This window comes from Paenibacillus castaneae, assembly GCF_002884445.1.
In the GTDB taxonomy this organism is placed as follows: Bacteria; Bacillota; Bacilli; order Paenibacillales; family Paenibacillaceae; genus Pristimantibacillus; species Pristimantibacillus castaneae.
On record NZ_KZ614144.1, the window covers coordinates 588,344 to 607,345 of the forward strand.

The window sequence follows — 19,002 nt, forward strand, 5'->3', positions numbered from 1 at the left end:
CGCATGAAGGAAACGATACGTTTTGGCGGACGGTTTGTCGTGGAGGACAGCGATCCAGAATTGGTCGTGACGCCTGAGGATTTCACGGATGAGCAGAGGATGATGGCTGAGGCGGCGCAGCAGTTCATGGAGGTGGAGCTTGCGCCGCGCGACGCGGATATAGAAGCGCTTAATTACGACCTCACTGTGGAGCTCATGCGCAAGGCCGGAGATCTCGGACTGCTGGGAGCGGATGTGCCGGAAGCCTACGGGGGGCTGGGACTTGATAAGGTAAGCACAACTATTCTGGCAGAAACCTTGTCGCGTTCCTCCTCGTTCGCCCTTTCAGTCGGCGCGCATACGGGAATCGGTACGCTGCCGATCGTGTTTTTTGGCACCCCTGCACAGAAGCAAGCCTATCTGCCGCTGCTTGCTTCCGGCGAGCGAATTGCAGCCTATTGCTTGACAGAGCCGGCTTCCGGCTCGGATGCATTAGGGGCGAAGACGACAGCCAGACTATCGCCAAGCGGCAAGCATTATATATTGAACGGCTCCAAGCTGTATATTACGAACGCCGGCTTTGCCGACTTGTTTATTGTGTATGCCAAGATCGATGGTGAATACTTTACCGCTTTTATTGTCGAGAAGGGAATGCCGGGGTTCAGTATTGGGCCGGAGGAGCATAAGATGGGCATCAAGGGTTCTTCCACCTGCCCTTTATATTTCGAAGATGTGGCTGTACCTGTTGAAAATGTGCTAGGGGAGGTTGGCAAAGGACATCAAATCGCATTTAATATTTTGAATATTGGTCGATTTAAGCTGGGAGCGGCATGCCTCGGGTCGTCGAAGGAGACGATTGAGCTGGCATCTACCTATGCGAATACGCGCAAGCAGTTCGGGCGCGCCATATCCTCTTATCCGCTGATCGGCGCTAAGCTGGCCGACATGAATATTCGAACCTACGTGCTGGAGAGCATGGTCTACCGGACGGCAGGCTGGATTGATGCGATGCTGCGGTGGGCGGAATCAGACGATGGGATGGGAGCGGCAAAGGCAATAAGCGAGTATGCGATAGAATGCTCGATTGTGAAAGTATTTGCCTCTGAAACGCTTGATTTCATTGCGGATGAAGGTGTGCAAATTCACGGAGGCTACGGCTATATTCGGGAGTATAAGGTGGAGCGGATATACCGGGATTCGCGGATTAATCGGATTTTTGAAGGAACGAATGAAATTAACCGCATGCTCATTCCCGGTACCTTGATGAAAAAAGCGCTTAAAGGAGAGCTGCCATTACTGCGGAAAGCGCGTGCGCTCCAAGCTGAGCTGGTTCAGCCTATGCCGCTCCCTTCATTCGAAAAACCGCTTAGCAAGGAAGCGTTCCGCGTCGGCCAAGCAAAGAAGACGTTTCTTGCTGTCGGCGGGCTTGCTGTTCAGAAGCTGGGGATGCGCTTGGAGCAGGAGCAGGAGGTGCTGTGCTCCCTTGCGGATCTAATGATTGAAATATTTGCAATGGAAAGTGCTCTTCTTCGTACACAAAAAATAGTAAAAGCAAGCGGAGTCTCGGACAAAACGGAGCATGTCATCCATATGACGACCGTATTCGTGCAGGAGGCGATGGAAAGAGTTGAATCGCTTGCGAAGCTTGCGCTTACCGCGCTTGAGCAAGGGGACGGACTGCAAATGCAGCTGTCGGTCCTGAAGAAGCTGATGCGGGCGCCGCTATCCGATACCGTTTCATTGAAGCGAATGATTGCTGCTCGAATAATTCGAAGCGAGCATTATATCGTGTGAAGGGGGAGAGCATAGATGGATCCGCTCATACCGCAAGACCCGCTTTTGCCCGAACAAGAGTCTGCTGGATCTCAGGAGCCGGCGCGCCCTTGGCTTCTTTATTATCCGGAGGAAGTACCTCCTTCGCTTCACTATCCTGATCAGAGTGTCGTTCAATTTCTGCTGAATGCGGTTGATCGCTATCCCAATCAAAAGGCGCTTCATTTCCTTGGCAAAACGCTAACGTACCGCGAGCTTCATGCCGATGCGGTTCGTTTAGCGGCGGGTCTGGTGTCGCTTGGCGTAGCTAAGGGAGATCGCGTTGCCATTATGCTTCCGAATTGTCCGCAGGCGGTCATTGCCTTCTATGGCGTGCTGCTTGCGGGAGCCGTCGTCGTAGAGACAAATCCGCTGTATGTGGAGCGGGAGCTGGAGCATCAGCTCGCGGACAGCGGTGCTGTCGCTATTATTACGGTTGACCTGCTCTATCCCCGCTTATCCCGTGTCAGAGGCGATCAGCCGGCGACGGGGGCACTGCCAAAGCTGCGGCATGCGGTTATCACATCGATTAAGGACGGACTGCCTTTTCCAAAAAATATGCTCTATCCCCTTAAACAGCGGAAAGAAGGCTTTCGTGCAACCATTCCCTATGGCAGCTTAGGAGTCGTTGCCTACAAGAAGCTGCTTGCAGTGAATAAGGAAGCAGCTTCTTTGCCTGACCCAGCCAAAGGTGCTGATCTGGCGGCGCTGCAATATACGGGAGGAACGACTGGAACACCTAAGGGCGTGATGCTGACGCATCGAAATCTCGTTGCGAATACAATACAGATTTCGGCATGGTGCTATAAGGCCGAGGATGCCAAAGAACGATTTCTTGCTGCGCTGCCGCTGTTTCATGTATTTGGATTAACGGTATTAATGAATATGTCCGTCTTCCGAGCGGGTACACTTATTCTACTGCCGCGATTTGAGGCAGAGACCGTGCTGCATACGATTACGCAGCAGAAGCCGACGATATTTCCGGGCGCTCCGACGATGTATGTAGCGCTCATTCATCATAAGGATTCTGCTAAAACAGATCTCTCATCCATTAATGTATGTATTAGCGGTTCTGCTGCTCTGCCGCTTGAGGTGCAGGAGCAGTTCGAGCTGCTTACCGGAGGAAGGCTAATTGAAGGCTATGGCCTATCGGAGTCTTCTCCGGTAGCCCATGCTAATCCAATATGGGGACGACGCAAAATCGGCACAATAGGTGTGCCTTTACCGGATACAGATGCTGCTATTGTTGACCCCGCTACAGGTGAGCGCTTAGGCGTGGGAGAGCTGGGCGAGCTGGTCGTTCGCGGACCACAGGTGATGAAGGGCTATTGGAATAAGCCTGAGGAGACAGAGCAGGTATTGCGGGACGGCTGGCTATACACCGGAGATTTGGCAACGATGGACGAAGAGGGTTATTTTACAATTATGGATCGAATTAAAGATGTGATCATTGCGGGCGGTTTTAATATTTATCCGCGCGAGGTGGAGGAGGTGCTGTTCGAGCATCCGGCTGTGCGTGAAGCGGCAGTAGTCGGTGTGAGTGACCCGTATCGCGGCGAGACAGTGAAGGCTTTTGTCGTGTTCAAGGATGGCTGGCATGTATCAAGCAGTCAATTGGATCGCTGGTGCAGAGAACGGCTGGCCGCCTATAAAGTGCCGCATCAATACACATTTCGGGAAACGCTTCCAAAAACAATGATCGGAAAGGTACTAAGGCGGAAGCTGCAGGAGGAGGAGGCTGAGTCCGAAGCCAGGAAGAATCGTTCGACCGAGGATGAAGGAGGATGAACGGCATGGATGAGGAATGGCTCATTCAACAGGGCGATCAAGCCGGGCATCTATCAAAGCTGGCCGAACGAGCGCAGGCGACGTTCTGGGGATTGCTGGGCTGTGAGATTGTACAGGCGAACTCCGCTAAAGCGACGATTAGCCTCGATGCGTCAGAGCGTCATTTGAATTTGCTAGGTATCGTTCATGGCGGTGTTCTAATGTCGCTGTTAGATAATGCAATGGGGCTTGTCGTGATGCTGGCTGCAGCGGATGAAAGAACGGTTACTGCGAATATGAATACACAATTCCTCTCCAGCAGCAAGGGAGGGGTGCTGCTTTGCGAGGCAGAGCTGGTGCATAGAACGAACCGTACATTAACGCTTGGTGCACAGGTGAAGGATGATAACGGCAAGCTGCTGGCATGGGGAAGCGGCGCATACCGGCTTATTTGAACATATGCTGCCCGTTATTTGCTTGACCGTGCCGGATTCGCTATAATACCAAATATATGGAAAGAACTTGCAGATGGAAAAAGATTCATAATAACGTGAAATATTCCGATACATGTATTATGGGAGAGGAGGTGAGAATATGGTGCAGGGCTGGGTAACGCTGCTTGTTTTAGCATTTGGAATTGTAATTGCTGTTATTTGCGTAATCGCTTATTTAAGAATGTTTCGTAAAGACCGTCTCGATTCGCGAGCGCAGTCGGCACCCATTGTCTCACCTCCACGTCCGAAATATCCAGCGGCAGCAAAGGATAATGGACAGAGCCCGGAGGCAGTTTCCGAACAAGCTATGCGGCAGGATTAAAAATTGTTCACTTTCTTATTTATAACCTAAATGTTATAATAGTAAGAAAAATGCAAACATTGTGACTAATTAGCCATGAGCTAGCTGCACCGAGTGGGGGTTCTTGCGGTGTATCAACATCGCATGCGGTCTCGTACATTGCTGTTTAGGACGACCATCCAACGTAAAGGGGAGGAGATTTCATGGCGAAACATAGTCAAAATGAAGTCAAGGAAAGCCTGAAGGAACTAACGAGAATTTTTCAACCCAAGGACCCGCGTAAATTTGTTAAGGAATACATTCGTAAGTACCGTATTACAGGTGGTTACGAGGATGAATTAACCATATTGGTTCAAGATGAATTATGCAGAATCAACTCTTCGGTCAGCTAGCTCACACGTATAGCAAGGCTTTGCTCCTGTTCTTGAACAGGCAGCAAAGCCTTTTTGTTTTTTATGCAACATTTACTTAATGCTGGAAGTCTTTAATGAGTGAATGGTTAGTATAGTTGATGCTTCTGCTAAGGGGGATGGCCGCGCAATGAAACGAATATCGTACTTATTGTTTATACTGCTTCTTGCAGCAACCGGTTGCGGAACGAAAGCAAATGTAGAGGGAAGCTCCGAAAGTGAACCGCCGCCAATTAAAGTCATTGAGCAGCAAAACAATATGCAGACGGAAATGCCGAATGACTTCAATTTCATTGTACGTTACGGCTATGGAGAAGCCCAGAAAAATGAGATTAACACCTATGAACATACGGTCACGAAAGATTTGATAGTGAAGGGGACGGCAACTGCAAACATCACTTTTACCCCGGAAGAGCTAAAAAGCATTTATGAGAAAATGCGGGAAATAAACATCATGGGAACGAAAGTGCTGGCACCATCCACCAGTAATTGTGGTGTTATCCCTTATAATGAAGATAGCTGGGAAATTAGGTTGAATGGAGAAACAAAATCATTTACTTGGTCGGAAAAGCATTGTGAGTTGACGAATGATGCGAAGCAATTGCTGGAACTGCGAACCTATATCCAGCATCTTGTGGAAGACAAAGAAGAATACAAAAAGCTGCCCGAAGCAGAGGGCGGTTATGATTAAGAGGGGTTATCGTATAGCTTTGCTCCTGTTCTTGAACAGGCTGCAAAGCTTTTTTGTTTATGCCGTTAAGGGTATATTTCCAGTACTGCCAAACAACTCTTTCACGCGTATCTGCTTGCAAAAGAGTTGTTTAAAATCAGAAACTGTTTAGTTATTATCGTCTGACCGCCGGCTTGTCGATTCTCTTTCGATCAAGGTGGTTGGAAGATGAATTTCGTAGAAGGATTCTGCTGGATTATTCATTCTCCAAAGCAGCTGTTTAAACGCTTTTTGACCATACTTGCTTAAATCGACTGCAATCGTAGTTGTTGTCGGGGTATTGATTCGTGACAATTGTCCGTTATCGAAGCTGCATACGGAGAAATCATCAGGCACCTTGTAGCCCATCTGCTGTAAGGACGAAATTAATAAAAAACCTAATCCGTCGTTAACGCAAAACCATGCCGTAGGCATGGAAGCCAGCTGTGACAGCTTGTTGGTTACGTTAGCAGCCTCCTCAGCAATATCCTTTATCAACCACTCCGGATTAATCTCCAGACCGGCCTCGTTCATCGCCAGGTTGTAGCCTTCCAGTCTTTCATGATAGCTGGGAGAGAAAGAGATATCGCCTAAAAAGCCGATTTTTTTATGTCCCAGCTTGATTAAATGATGAACCGCCTCATATCCGCCAAAGCGATTGTTCGTTAATATGCAATCCGCATGGATATTCGGATGATGATGGTCAATGAGCACGGTCGGAATGCCTGTAGCTAAGACGGCATTAATATATTCGGTACTAATGTGAGAAAGAACCAGCACGCCGTCGACCGATTGGTTTTGTAGAAAGGACGGTAACACAAGGTTATCTCTCGCATGAGGATTTATGGGTTGGATCTGTAAAGTCATTCCATGCTTGGAGCATTCCTGTTCGATAGATAAATAAATTTCTCCAAAAAAGCTTCTTTGGGAGAACGCGAAGTCTGAAGCAATCAAAGCAATGCTTCCGTTCCGCTCATTCTGCTTTTTCTTTCGGGTTTCGGAGTAGGAATAACCGAGCCGTTCCGCTGTTTGAATAACCAGCTGCCTCGTTTCCTCGCTGACCCCATCCTTGCCCGTAAGAGCCTGCGACACGGAGTTTTTAGAGATTTTTAAAGTTTCCGCAATCATTTGCATGGTCACTTTCTGCTGCTTCAAGGGAACCGCTCCTTTCCGATTAGTTGATAATCAGTTGAGTGAATGTTTTGTAACGTTACAAATTATATCGTATTTTACACGAAAAAGGAACAGTTATTAAAGGGTATTTGTTAACTTTACAGTTTTAATTGACATTTTAATTCTTGTCATTAATAATGAACGTTAATAAAAGTAATGAAGAATAGTAATTCTATTGTAACGTTACTTAATGGTTCACGTAAGGTTTTTGGTAATTTTATCAATTTTATTACGATCAAGGTTGAAATAGAGGGGGACTTTATGATGACAAAGCTGATTAAAAATGAAGTAAAAACGTGCGCAGCACTGCTGAATGAGTATTTGAACAAAGGCGAGCATACGGCGAACGCTGTTAAATTAAGCTTTACAGGGGTAGGGGAGCGCGATGTGTATAACATTACGGCTCCATTTGAAGACGAAGGCGAGCAGGTCATTGCCGGACGCGTCGAATCTAGAGACAGCGAGCATTCGAATATTATGTTTTTCGTTGAACGGGACGGAGCATGGGTGCCTAGAGATGGCATGCCGGAGCTGACGCTTCAGGACCCTTTCTTTACAAGAGTAAATGGAGAATTAGTGCTTGGCGGAGTAGAGGTTTATCCTCATCCCGTTAACGAAGGCGCGCTTGCGTGGAGAACTGTGATGTACAAAGGTAAGCGTCTTCAAGATCTTTCTTTATTTTTTACCGGCCCGAACGGCATGAAGGATCTTCGTATAGCAGAGCTTCATGACGGCAGCATTGCCCTGTTAACAAGACCGCAGGGAGAGAAGGGCGGACGCGGCAAAATCGGGTTCATGCGCCTATCTTCTCTAGCGGAATTAACGATTGAACAGATTGAGCAAACACCTCTTCTACAAAACCAATTCATCGAAGCGGAGTGGGGCGGCGGGAATGAAGTCCATGTGCTGTCGAACGGATTAATTGGAATTTTGGGCCACATCGCAAGCTTCGATGATGCTGAGAACCGCCATTATTATCCTATGGTATTTGCAATTAATCCGATTACGGGCGAGTTCTCGGATATTGAATTGATAGCGATTCGCGATAAGTTTCTACCGGGCGAGTCCAAAAGAAAGGATTTGGTTGATGTCGTTTTCAGCGGCGGGCTTGTAAGACGCGAAGACGGTACAGCCGACCTGTATGCAGGAATTAGCGATGCAGAGGCTCATCGAATAACGATTCCTGATCCTTTTCAGAAATTTGAAGGCTTAGAGGTGAATAAAGGATGAACATTTATCGCTATGAAGAAAATCCATTAATAACGCCTGCCGATGTGATGCCTTATCATGAAGGCTTCAAGGTTATTGGTGCATTTAATGCTGGTGTTGCCCAATATAACGGTGAAACGCTGCTGCTTCTTCGAGTGGCTGAGCAACCGATAAGCGATGACCCGAATATCGTATTGGCTCCCGTATACAATACGGGCACGGGAAAACTAGATCTTGTCGAATTGAATCGTAATGATGAGAGATATGACTTTTCCGATCCCCGTGTCGTTAGAGACCGTACACAAAGCGCAACCTTTGCCTATTTGACTTCTATTTCTTACGTTCGCATCGCGCGAAGCAAGGACGGTCATCGATTTACAATAGATGACGTTCCGTTTATTTATCCATCCAACGCTCAAGAAATATTTGGGGTGGAGGACCCGCGTGTAACGCAAATCGGCGATGTTTATTATATTTACTTTTCCGTTGTGTCCCCGGAAGGGATTGGCGAATCCATGGTCTCCACCAAAGACTTTGCCAGCTATACTCATCATGGGATGATCTTCTGCCCTGATAACAAGGATGTGCTCATTTTCCCGGAAAAAATTAGCGGCAAATATTATGCTCTCCATCGTCCCACGATGAAAAGCGTCGGCATGCCGGAGATTTGGATCGCAGAATCAGACAACCTGCTTTATTGGGGGAATCACAAGCATCTGATGGGCCTGCGGGACGGAATGTGGGATAGCGGCCGGATCGGCGGCGGAGCGGTTCCTATCAAAACAGAAAAGGGCTGGCTCCAATTGTACCATGGAGCGACGAAGGAGCATCGTTACTGTATGGGGGCTGTTTTGCTTGATCTGGACAATCCTGCGAAGGTAATTGCGCGCTCGGATAAGCCGGTTTTGGAACCGGACGCTCCTTATGAGAAGAAAGGCTTCTTTGGAGATGTTGTATTTTCCTGCGGAGCGATTGTCGATGGGGATATTGTGAAAATGTACTATGGCGTTGCTGATACTTCGATGGCCTGTGCAGAGCTCAGCCTTAAAGAGATATTAAACAGCATGGTCTATGAGTAATGAAGGAAGAAGGGGGAGGGAGACAGTCTATCAGACTGTTTTCTTTTCTTTACATTTCTTTTTTTGTATGATGCATGACTAAACATTACAAATACACATTACAAATGCGAATAATTCACAATTATTTTTTGTGAATAATGTTGACAAAATCTAAAAGTAATTTAGAATATGAAATATAAAACGGTTACATTCAACATTACAATTCATCTTGTTTGGTTAGCTGTCATGCTGAATAAGACAACTGATTTATAGGGGGATACAATGTGCGGTCAAAAAAATATACGGGTTATATGTATATATCTCCGTGGATCATCGGATTTCTTGTATTTACGGTCGCTCCTCTAGTTTTTGCATTTTATGTAGGCTTAACGGAGTGGGACACGTTCAATAAACCGAAGTATGTCGGGTTTGATAATTACTTAAATCTCATGAAAGACGAAGATTTCCAGAAAGCTTTATGGGTGACAATCAGATTCGCAATCATTTCTGTACCATTAGGCATTGCGACCTCATTACTAATCGCAATCTTGGTGAACACGAAGGTTAAAGGGGTATATTTCTTCCGAACCGCGCTCTATTTGCCGGCTATCGTATCAGGGGTATCGATCTCCTTGCTGTGGAAATGGATATTGGACACGGATTTCGGACTGATCAATTTGCTGCTCTCTAAGATTGGTATTGCTCCGCTTGGCTGGTTAACCGAAGGGTCTCTCGTTATGCCATCGTATTTGATGATGGTTTTCTGGGGAGCAGGAGGCGGCATGCTTACTTATCTCGCGGGTTTGCAGGATATTCCCGGTCATTTGTATGAGGCTGCGGATATTGATGGGGCGAATGCCTTCCAGAAGTTCAAGCATATTACACTGACGATGCTGACACCGGTTATTTTCTACAATCTTATTATGGGGATTGTGGGTGCAATGCGTAAGTTCGGAGACGCTTATATTATCGGCGGCGCAGATAATGAGGGACGTTTCTACATGATCTATTTGTATGAGAATGCGTTTAAGTTTTTCAAAATGGGTTATGCGACCGCAATGGCATGGATATTATTCGTCATTATCATGTTACTTACACTGATGGCCTTTAAGTCGTCTTCGGCTTGGGTTTACTACGAGAGCGAAGCCAAACCAAAAAAACGGAAAGGACGGTGAGATAATGGCTTCTTACGGGATGGGGAGAAAACAACAAAAGGTTTTTCGCAGCATTAGCTTGTACATCTTGCTTGGGATATTCTCCTTAAGCACCTTGTTTCCGCTTATATGGATGATTTCAACTTCATTGAAATCAGGAGATGTCATCTTTCAAATCCCTCCTCAGTTTTTGCCGGACGGATTGCATTGGAATAACTACACAAGGGCTATCACGGAAATCAACTTTTTTGTTCTCTTTAAGAACACGTTAGTCATTACTGTATTACAACTGTTGGCTAATGTATTTGTTTCCGCCTTTGTGGCATACGGGTTTGCTAGATTTCAATTTCCTGGTAAAAACATATGGTTTATGCTCGTACTCTCCACGATCATGCTTCCAGGTGAAGTGACAATGATTCCGGTGTTTATCGGGTTTAGTGAAATTGGATGGAGCAATTCAATCTTGCCGCTTGTCATTCCTGGTTTTTTTGGAGGCGCTCCGGTATTCATCTTTCTTCTCAGGCAGTTCTTTCTAGCGGTTCCGAAGGATTTGGAAGAATCGGCCGTTATCGACGGAGCAAGCAGCTTTACGATTTTTTGCAAAATATTTCTTCCGCTATCTATTCCTGCACTCGTTACGATCGGTATTTTCTCCTTCCAAGGAAGCTGGAACGATTTGCTCGGTCCGCTTATTTATTTGAATGATGTTGATAAATTTACGCTTACTCTTGGATTGTCTATGTTTAAGGGAGTAATGAAGGTAGAATGGGGCCCGCTTATGGCAGGTTCGATCCTGGCTCTTCTTCCGGTACTTATCGTTTTCTTTATGGCCCAAAAACATTTTGTAGAAGGTATTAAATTAAGCGGTATTAAGGGATAAAGAACGCAGACACGATGAATCTTGATATCCGATGATACAGTCGGAATCAATTTCAAATATAAAATAAGGGGATTTCTACACATGAAAAAGAATGTAACGGCAAGATTTGGACTTCTTATCGCAATAATGCTAGCATTAACTGTTGTTTTGGCTGCATGCGGCGGCTCAAATAGCAGCAATGCACCCGCTAACAACGGGAAAAACACGGAGAAGCCTGCTGATAAAGTGAAGCTGAAGGTAGCGACATGGGCAGGAGCAGAAGAGCTGAGAGAATTTGAAGAATTGGTAGCAAAAGTGAATACAACTGCAACAGATTATGTGATTGAAGTACAAAGTATTCCTGCTGACTATTATCAAAAGCTGCAAACCATGATTGCTGGTAAACAATCTCCAGATTTCATGTGGCTGTCTCAGGAATATATTGCGCAATATGCGAGCTTGGGCGCAATCGCTCCGCTTGATGAGCATCTGAATGGACTAGCAAGCTATAAAGCTGACGACTATTTCCAAGGTACAATTGATGTAGGACAATATAAAGATAAATTGTATGCATTGCCATGGATCTCCCAGCCTTATATGCTTTATTACAACCAAGATATGTTTGAAAAAGCGGGCGTTGAGCTTCCGACTAATGACTGGACTTGGGAAGACTTTATAGCAGCTGGCAAGCAATTGACCAAGGACGGCGAATGGGGCGCTTTGTTGAACAATATCCCAACGGCGATGTACACATGGTCATACGGCGGCGATGTATTTGATAAAGACGGCAACATCAAGCTGGATTCTCCTGAATCGATCAAAGGCTTGGAAATGTATCAATCCGTTGTGAAATCCGGAATTGCTCCAGCACGTGCTCAAGCGGATTCCATGGGTAACGGCGATATGTTCAAAACAGGAAAAGTAGCTATGTTCGTAGGCGGTGCGGGTGATGATTTCGAGAAATCGTCGAGCTTCAAAGTAGGTATGGTCTTGCCTCCGCATGGAACAGAGAAAGTAACGTTCAGCTGGATCGGAGTAACGGCAATGGCAAGCTCAACGAAAAATCCTGAAATTGCAACTAAAGCGCTTGTAGATATGACAAATGCAATCCACCAGTGGAAAGTAGTAGCGCCAACAAAAAGCGGATTTGATCTAATTAAAACAAGCCGCCCAGAAAAAGAATATGCAGTTGAAACTATTCGTCAAGCATCAGAAGTTGCTAGGGGCTTCAACAACCAGCCGAAGCAAGGCGAAATTGATGGAGCGATCTGGGAGAAGCTGACTCAAGCCATTGAAAAAGGTGATGACGTGAATGCAGCTGTGAAGAGCACTATCGATAAAATTAACACGATTACAAAATAACAGGTACTGCCTGAATGAACACCTGCCGCCAACGGAGCGCATAAACTCCGGCAACGGCGGGTGTTTTTTATAAGCGGATAGAGTGGGGGAAGCCAATTCATGTGGAGAAAAGGATTAATTGTGGCATTAGCCATTTTAATAGGGAGCTTAGGGTTAGGAGAAATCGGCGGTAATGCCGTTTATGGAGAAAGCGTACAGCAGGAGGCATCGGGGCCAGCCGTACAAAAGCGCATTAATATCATGCAGCAAATGCCGAATATGCCAGAGCCTCTTCTAATTAAGGACTGGAAGGAAACGGCTCTCGCCTATGACCGATTCGTATTTGACTTTACGAAGCAGGGAACCTTTCTGCCGGTAGGCTGGTGGGATCAGACCCACCATAATTTAGACGGGGATACGTTTGGTCTGATGTCGTATGTCGGCAAATTCTCGCAGGGAGCAGACGGATCACAGGAAGCGATCAATATGATGGCTGCCGTGCTGAGCGCAACTTTGGTCGGTATCGACAAGAGTGATCAAAACGGCCATGATTATGTGAAAATGCTGCAAACCTTCTATAATAAGGATAACGGAGAAAACGTCATTTTGAACAACCCGAAAACGGTGAGCGGTCAAACGTTTTGGTATGAACTGCTGCCGCACGTATTATTTTACGCGTTGACCTCTTATTATCCTGATGTTGCGGACGCTGAGCAAATTATGCGCGACACGGCAGACAAGTGGGCGGCGGCTGTTCAGGAGCTAGGCGGGAAATACGGACGGGCGAATTTCAATTATACTGCTTTTGATTTTCACAAGATGGAGCCCTTCCGAAACGAGAAATGGACAGAGCCGGATGCAGCCGCAGGTGTAGCTTTGCTGGAATATTTGGCCTATGCGAAATTCGGAAATGCCGATTATTTGAAGGCGGCTGAGCTGAGCATGGATTTTCTGGAACGGCAGCAGGATAATCCGCTCTATGAGGTTTTGCTTTATTCGGCTCCATATATAGCCGCAAGGATGAATGCTGAGCAGGGCAAACAGTATGATGTGAGCAAAATGATCAACTGGGTGTTCGACGGCGGCAGCAAGGTAAGGGACGGCTGGGGAACCATGACGGAGAAATGGGGAGATTACAACGTTCACGGCTTGCTTGGCAGTCTTAATGATAATGGCGGCTATGCTTTTGCTATGAATACATTCGCAGCGTTCGGCGCGCTGGCCCCGGTAGTTCGTTACGATCCGCGTTATGCGCGTGATATCGGCAAATGGATGCTGAACGCAGCCAATCAATCAAGATTGTTCTACGCAGACGAGCTTCCTTCAGATTATCAATCCGGCTCCGATTGGAAAGGAGACCCGCAGCATGTCATTCCTTATGAGGGACTGCGAAAAGAGCTTAACGGAAAATCACCTTACGCCAGCGGTGATCCGACGGTTTATGCATGGGGAAATACCGATTTCTCTCTATATAGCGGATCATTCGCCGGTTATCTTGGCGGCTTGATTGAGAAGACGAACGTGGAAGGCATATTAAAAATCGACGCTTTGAAAACGGATTATTATCATGAAGCGGCTTATCCGACTTTCTTGTATTATAATCCTTATGAGTCTGAACAAAACGTAGAGATAACCGACTTAGGCAATGAGCCCGTTGATTTGTACGACTCCGTTACAGGCAGCTATGTGGCAAAGGATGTGAAGGACAAGGCTGAGCTTCGCATGAGCGGCGATACGGCAGCGGTCATCGTCATCGTTCCTGCAGAAGGATCGCTATCCACGAAAGAGCAGCAAACGCATATTAATGACGTATTCGTTGCGCCCGCTGCTAAACCAGCGGTTAATATTGTTTCGTTGCAGAAGAGACAGCTGGTTAGCGGAAAGCTAAAGCTAGATTTGGAAACGGCCGTACCGGCTAAGCAGACGATCCGTAAGCTGACGGTTTCCTTCGCAGGCAAGGAGATTTACTCAGGAGAAGGGTTTCCGGGCCAACTGGAATTAGACACGACCGCGTTCGGCAATGGATTTCACCAACTGGAAGCAGTGCTGGAATCATCGAGCGGCCAAATCGATAAAGCGGAAATTGAGCTGTTCGCTCGAAATGAAGGCGGAGAATCCATCTTGAACGCTGGACCGGAGAGCATGCTGGAGTGGAAGCCTATTGAAGCGATGCCTGGTTACGCTGCGGCTGATCAAGGCAAGCTCAAGGTTACTGAGAATAATGATGCTGGCGGTTACGGTGGAATAACGAGCCCAGTCTTCCAGCTGGATTTCAGCAGGAAATCCTACGCAATCGTCGACATAGACAGCGTCAGTGCCAAATGGGCGCTGCAAATGCATGTGAAGGGCGAGCCTTGGGGTTATTATGTGAAACCGGATGGAACGGAAACGGGGCACTTTATTCTTGACGTGATGAAGGAAATGCGGCGTATGCATCCGGATATGACCTATTTGGGCGTACAAGATGTAGAAATATGGTTGATTGCTGCGGGCGCGGAAGGTGCGCAGGCCGAGTTCCAACGCGTGGATATGTTCTATCAGGATGATCAGCCTCTTAATAAGGAGGAATGGTCGGGTCTGCAAAAGGCGTCTTCCATGGTTGAGTGGCAATCGGCGCCGTCCTTTCAAGGGGGAGTCATTATCGATCAAGATACGGCTGTCATCCAAGAGGACAGCATTCTTAATCGAGGCGGCGTAAGCTCGCCATTTATGACCGTTGATTTTGCGCAGAACCCCGTCTTGACGGTTGATATTGCAGATGTTACAGATCAATGGTCTATTATGCTCTATATGCGCGGGCAACAGGAAGGGCTGGTTGTCCAAGCACCGACAAGCTCGATTGGCAAAGCCTCCTACGATTTAAAGGTGAAGCTGAAGGAAGCCTATCCGGAGCTTCAACTGGATGATAATGTCGAGATGCAATTGTGGTTTCTTGCAGAAGGTGCGGACAAAGCGAGCGTGGGCGTTCGTTCATTCGAGCTTGAGTATGTGGAGAATGGCAATAGCATGAGATGGTTATACGCAATCATAGCCGCTGGTTTAGTTGGTGTTCTTGTATTTATTGTTACGATACGGAGGAGAAAGTACCATGAAGCTAACTAACATAACTGTGAAAGGCAGCAGTCCGCTTAATGAGGATTCGCTTGCTCTAAATCCTTCATTAAATATGTATGGCGTCATTGACGGTGCGACCTCGCTTGTCCCGTTCAAGGGCAAGAATGGTGAAACGGGCGGTTATTATGCCGCCCAAATCCTATCTGATTTTTTACAAGCCTTGCCGTGCCCTGCGAATACTGAGTGGTCTCCTACGGAAGCTCTGCTGCAAGCGAATCAGAAATTACGTGAAGAAATGATTAAGCACGGCATCCAAGCGGACCGAAAGGAAGAGCTATGGGGAGCCTGCGCTATCCTAATTCGAGTGGACGATGATTTTATCGAATACGCGCATGCGGGAGACTGTATGCTGATCGCCCAGTACGAGGATGGCTCATTCCGTTCCGTTACACATGATCAGCTTGCGCATATAGACAACAAAACAAGAGCGCTTTGGGCGGAGGGGGTCGCAGCAGGCCTGCGAACAAACGAAGAGCTATGGGCATACGTGAAGCCGCAGATCGTCAGCGGCCGGCATACCGCTAATACGAGAGAGGGCTACGGCGTGCTAAACGGTGATCCCGAGCTGTCGCGCTTCATCGAGTCTGGGAAAATAAACCGCATTAAATTAAAAACGCTGCTCCTCATGTCGGACGGCTTATATGCGCCGAAGCCGGGCGGGGAAGAACCGGCAAATGCGGAGGACGTCGCTCGTTCCGTATCGGCTTTGGGACTCGAAGGCTATATTCAGCAGCAGATTCAATTGGAAGAAGGAGATCCGCAGTGCCTTCGCTTTCCGCGTGTCAAAAAATCAGATGACAAAACCGCCATTCTGATTGATTTTACGTAAAAAAAATCCGATCCAGCATACCATTTTACACTTATATAGGAGGAATTAGCCCTATGATTCGAAAAGTGGAACAAATGCCAAGCTTGCCAACGCCCTTCCATATGAAAGATTGGAAGCAGGTCGCAGCTGATTATGATGAGCTTATATTTGATTTTGAAGCGAAAGGTGATTTTTTGCCGCTCATTTGGTGGGATCGGACAGGAAGAAATACGGGAAGGGCGACATTTGCTCTCCCCTCCTATATTGGAGCCTCTAGGGATGCTGCTAATCATGAAGCGATTAACTGTGTAACAGCGGTGCTGGGTGCGACCATAGCCGGCATTGATAAAAGCGAACAGCATGGACATAACTGGGTAGAAATGTGTGAGAGCTACTACAATACCGATAACGGTGAGAATTTGGTCTTGAATCGTACCGATGCGAATTCGGGAAGCAGCTTCTGGTATGAGGTGTATCCCCATGTTCTCATCTATTCGCTAGCGCATTTCTATCCCAGCGTAGGCAAGCTGGAGCATATTATGCTGCAGACGGCTGATAAATGGTATGAAGCTTGTTATGAATTAGGCGGTAAGAACGGTGCTGCAGATTTTAATCATCTGTCGTATGACTTTAAGCTTCAGCAGCCCGTCGATAATGGCAAGTGGAAAGAGCCGGAAGCAGCTGCAGGCATCGCGTGGCTGCAGTATGCAGCTTACGCCAAATGGGGTAATTCCCGTCATCTGGAGGCTGCAGAATGGTGCATGGCGTTTTTGGAACGGTCAACGGATAATCCGTTTTATGAAATCCTGCTTCCTTACGGTGCTTATACAGCAGCCCGAATGAACGCCGAGCTCGGATATGATTATGATGTTGCCAAAATGCTGAATTGGTGTTTTGACGGCGATAGCGCATGCCGTTCCGGCTGGGGTGTCATTGCGGAACGCTGGGGAGATTATGATGCTCACGGATTATGCGGAAGCTTGACGGATTGGGGACAGCGCTGGGATCAGATGCAGGCGAATGCGTCTAATGAATATCGCGAGGATTCCAGCGGATACGCGTTCGCAGCGAATACGTTTTCTCTTGCAGCTTCATTGATTCCACTTGTTCGGTATGATTCCAGATTTGCCCGCGATTTGGGGAAATGGATGCTGAATGCCGCTAACAATGCACGGTTGTTTTATCCCGATGCCTTGCCGCCGATTCAACAATCCTGTCATTTCTTCCGAAGTGACCCTAAGCATGTCATTGCCTATGAAGGGCTGCGGAAGAAATGGGATCATCAAAGTCCGTATGCGACAGGCGACGCCATCCGTTACAGCTGGGGATCTATCGATCTTGGACTTTACGGTTCCTCTCATGTGGGTATATTCGGAGGTATAATCTCCTATACGAATGAACCCGCTATATTGCAGCTGGACTGCTTGAGAACGGATTATTTCAGGAATGCTGCGTACCCAACGTACTTATACTATAACCCTCATGATGAAGAGAAAAGAGTGAGCGTAGAGCTTGGATCTGAAGCTTGTGATATATATGATGCGATCACGCACGTTAACCTCGGTACCAGCGTCAGCGGAAATACAATGATTACAATTCCGGCGGACAGTGCCGTGCTTATTGTGCTTGTACCTGCTGATGGCATCAGAAGCCGTGAAGGGAAGAAGCTGCTTGTGAATGGTACGGTCATCGATTATCGAATCGATTATTAGATCAACATAATTTCGTCACGCACATTCGGCATGTGGCTCGATTTCCGTGAATAAGTTTAGGCATAGACAAATCTGCTTGCGTGCAGCTCAGGGGAACTTTACTGTATTCGCTTGCTGTAGATTTGGCTTATGCAGAACTTGAAGGAGGTCCGTTCACACATGGCAGTGGATCTGAAAACGAAGGAACATATTCGCGGAATTCGCAAGGCTGGGCGCATCGTCGCTGCTTGCCACAAAGCGCTCTCGAAGAGAATTGCGCCGGGCGTTACGACGCAGGAAATTGATCGATTTGTTGAGCGGTTCATGCTTGATCGCGGAGCTACTCCCGCCCAGAAGGGATATAAAGGCTATCCATTCGCGACATGCGCTTCCGTTAATGAGGTTGTCTGTCACGGATTTCCCGATTCCATGCCCCTAGAGGCTGGAGATATCGTTACGATTGATATGGTTGCCGATTTGGACGGCTGGAAGGCAGATTCGGCATGGACATATGCGATTGGCCGCACGACATCCGCAACGGAGAAGCTGATGCTCGCAGCTGAAGCCTCGCTGCTTGAAGGGATTAAGCAAGCGATGCCAGGCAAACGGATGGGGGACATTGGCTATGCGGTTCAGTCGAGAGCGGAACGGGCAGGCTTTCAGGTCGTAACCGCCTTTGTCGGACATGGAATAGGGAGAAGCATGCATGAATATCCGGAGGTTATGCACAGCGGTATTCCGGGCCAGGGCATTCAGCTTGAGGAGGGGATGGTCATTACGATCGAGCCGATCATTACAGCTGGACGCCCCGACATCTACATTGCGCATGACGGCTGGACGGCCCGTACAAGAGATGGAGCGTGGGCAGCCCAATTCGAGCATACGATTGCGATAACGAAGGAAGGTCCCATCGTATTAACGCGCTGGGATTGATGAAGCATTAACGGTAACCCGAGAGAGGACACTTTTCATACAAAGTGTCCACCCTCGGGTTACTGTTTTTTAATGGAGCAATATAGTATCCTTTTGGAAGATTCATAGAATCTGTGCAGGAGTAATATTTACCATTCTTTGTATCTACAACAATTGCAGGTGTTGCACATGAATAGTATCATTGACTATT

16 protein-coding genes are annotated in these 19,002 nt (G+C 47.3%); 15 read left to right on the plus strand and 1 reads right to left on the minus strand.

From position 1 onward, the window contains the following. The first annotated feature begins 3 nt into the window (after nt 1-3). The 6 genes from CEF13_RS02520 to CEF13_RS02545 all read left to right on the plus strand — a co-directional run bounded on the left by CEF13_RS02520 (nt 4) and on the right by CEF13_RS02545 (nt 5,454). Nucleotides 4-1,773: an acyl-CoA dehydrogenase family protein gene (locus CEF13_RS02520; protein ID WP_102709271.1), complete on the plus strand. Its 1,770-nt coding sequence runs from the start codon at nt 4-6 to the stop codon at nt 1,771-1,773. Between the two features lie 15 nt (nt 1,774-1,788). After that, on the plus strand, nt 1,789-3,579 hold the full coding sequence (locus CEF13_RS02525; protein WP_102709272.1) for a long-chain-fatty-acid--CoA ligase: 1,791 nt from the start codon (nt 1,789-1,791) through the stop codon (nt 3,577-3,579). 5 nt (nt 3,580-3,584) lie between these two features. Next, nucleotides 3,585-4,013, plus strand: a complete 429-nt coding sequence (locus CEF13_RS02530) for a PaaI family thioesterase (RefSeq protein ID WP_102716168.1) — start codon at nt 3,585-3,587, stop codon at nt 4,011-4,013. 139 nt (nt 4,014-4,152) lie between these two features. After that, entirely contained in the window at nt 4,153-4,374 is a 222-nt protein-coding gene (locus CEF13_RS02535; RefSeq protein WP_102709273.1) for a hypothetical protein, read from the plus strand. A gap of 182 nt (nt 4,375-4,556) precedes the next feature. Further along, complete coding sequence (locus CEF13_RS02540) at nt 4,557-4,745, plus strand: hypothetical protein (protein ID WP_102709274.1); 189 nt, start codon at nt 4,557-4,559, stop codon at nt 4,743-4,745. Between the two features lie 148 nt (nt 4,746-4,893). Next, nucleotides 4,894-5,454 (plus strand): hypothetical protein, encoded by a 561-nt coding sequence (locus CEF13_RS02545; protein WP_102709275.1) that lies wholly within the window; start codon nt 4,894-4,896, stop codon nt 5,452-5,454. Nucleotides 5,455-5,601: 147 nt separating this feature from the next. Here the strand turns inward: CEF13_RS02545 and CEF13_RS02550 are convergent, their stop codons facing one another. Then, a complete protein-coding gene (locus tag CEF13_RS02550; RefSeq protein WP_243864684.1) occupies nt 5,602-6,627 on the minus strand; it encodes a substrate-binding domain-containing protein in 1,026 nt (341 codons plus the stop codon). 282 nt (nt 6,628-6,909) lie between these two features. On the opposite strand from CEF13_RS02550, the gene CEF13_RS02555 reads away from it, so the two are divergent. The 9 genes from CEF13_RS02555 to map all read left to right on the plus strand — a co-directional run bounded on the left by CEF13_RS02555 (nt 6,910) and on the right by map (nt 18,812). After that, nucleotides 6,910-7,875 carry an MTP-1 family protein gene (locus tag CEF13_RS02555; protein ID WP_102709276.1) on the plus strand — a complete coding sequence of 322 codons (966 nt, stop codon included), beginning with the start codon at nt 6,910-6,912 and terminating at the stop codon, nt 7,873-7,875. Then, on the plus strand, nt 7,872-8,933 hold the full coding sequence (locus tag CEF13_RS02560; RefSeq protein ID WP_102709277.1) for a BtaManbiosPhlase: 1,062 nt from the start codon (nt 7,872-7,874) through the stop codon (nt 8,931-8,933). The genes CEF13_RS02555 and CEF13_RS02560 overlap by 4 nt, the downstream gene beginning before the upstream one ends. A gap of 263 nt (nt 8,934-9,196) precedes the next feature. Next, the gene (locus tag CEF13_RS02565) at nt 9,197-10,087 is read left to right on the plus strand and encodes a carbohydrate ABC transporter permease (protein ID WP_102709278.1); all 891 of its coding nucleotides are present in this window, start codon (nt 9,197-9,199) and stop codon (nt 10,085-10,087) included. A 4-nt stretch (nt 10,088-10,091) separates the two neighbouring features. Then, nucleotides 10,092-10,946 (plus strand): carbohydrate ABC transporter permease, encoded by an 855-nt coding sequence (locus CEF13_RS02570; protein ID WP_102709279.1) that lies wholly within the window; start codon nt 10,092-10,094, stop codon nt 10,944-10,946. Between the two features lie 81 nt (nt 10,947-11,027). Continuing rightward, entirely contained in the window at nt 11,028-12,287 is a 1,260-nt protein-coding gene (locus CEF13_RS02575; RefSeq protein ID WP_102709280.1) for a sugar ABC transporter substrate-binding protein, read from the plus strand. A gap of 99 nt (nt 12,288-12,386) precedes the next feature. Then, the gene (locus tag CEF13_RS02580; RefSeq protein WP_102709281.1) at nt 12,387-15,368 is read left to right on the plus strand and encodes a hypothetical protein; all 2,982 of its coding nucleotides are present in this window, start codon (nt 12,387-12,389) and stop codon (nt 15,366-15,368) included. Then, nucleotides 15,355-16,209 carry a protein phosphatase 2C domain-containing protein gene (locus tag CEF13_RS02585; RefSeq protein ID WP_102709282.1) on the plus strand — a complete coding sequence of 285 codons (855 nt, stop codon included), beginning with the start codon at nt 15,355-15,357 and terminating at the stop codon, nt 16,207-16,209. The genes CEF13_RS02580 and CEF13_RS02585 overlap by 14 nt, the downstream gene beginning before the upstream one ends. A gap of 53 nt (nt 16,210-16,262) precedes the next feature. Next, entirely contained in the window at nt 16,263-17,900 is a 1,638-nt protein-coding gene (locus CEF13_RS02590; protein WP_102709283.1) for a hypothetical protein, read from the plus strand. A gap of 159 nt (nt 17,901-18,059) precedes the next feature. Continuing rightward, on the plus strand, nt 18,060-18,812 hold the full coding sequence (map, locus tag CEF13_RS02595; protein ID WP_102709284.1) for a type I methionyl aminopeptidase: 753 nt from the start codon (nt 18,060-18,062) through the stop codon (nt 18,810-18,812). The last annotated feature ends 190 nt before the right edge of the window (nt 18,813-19,002 follow it).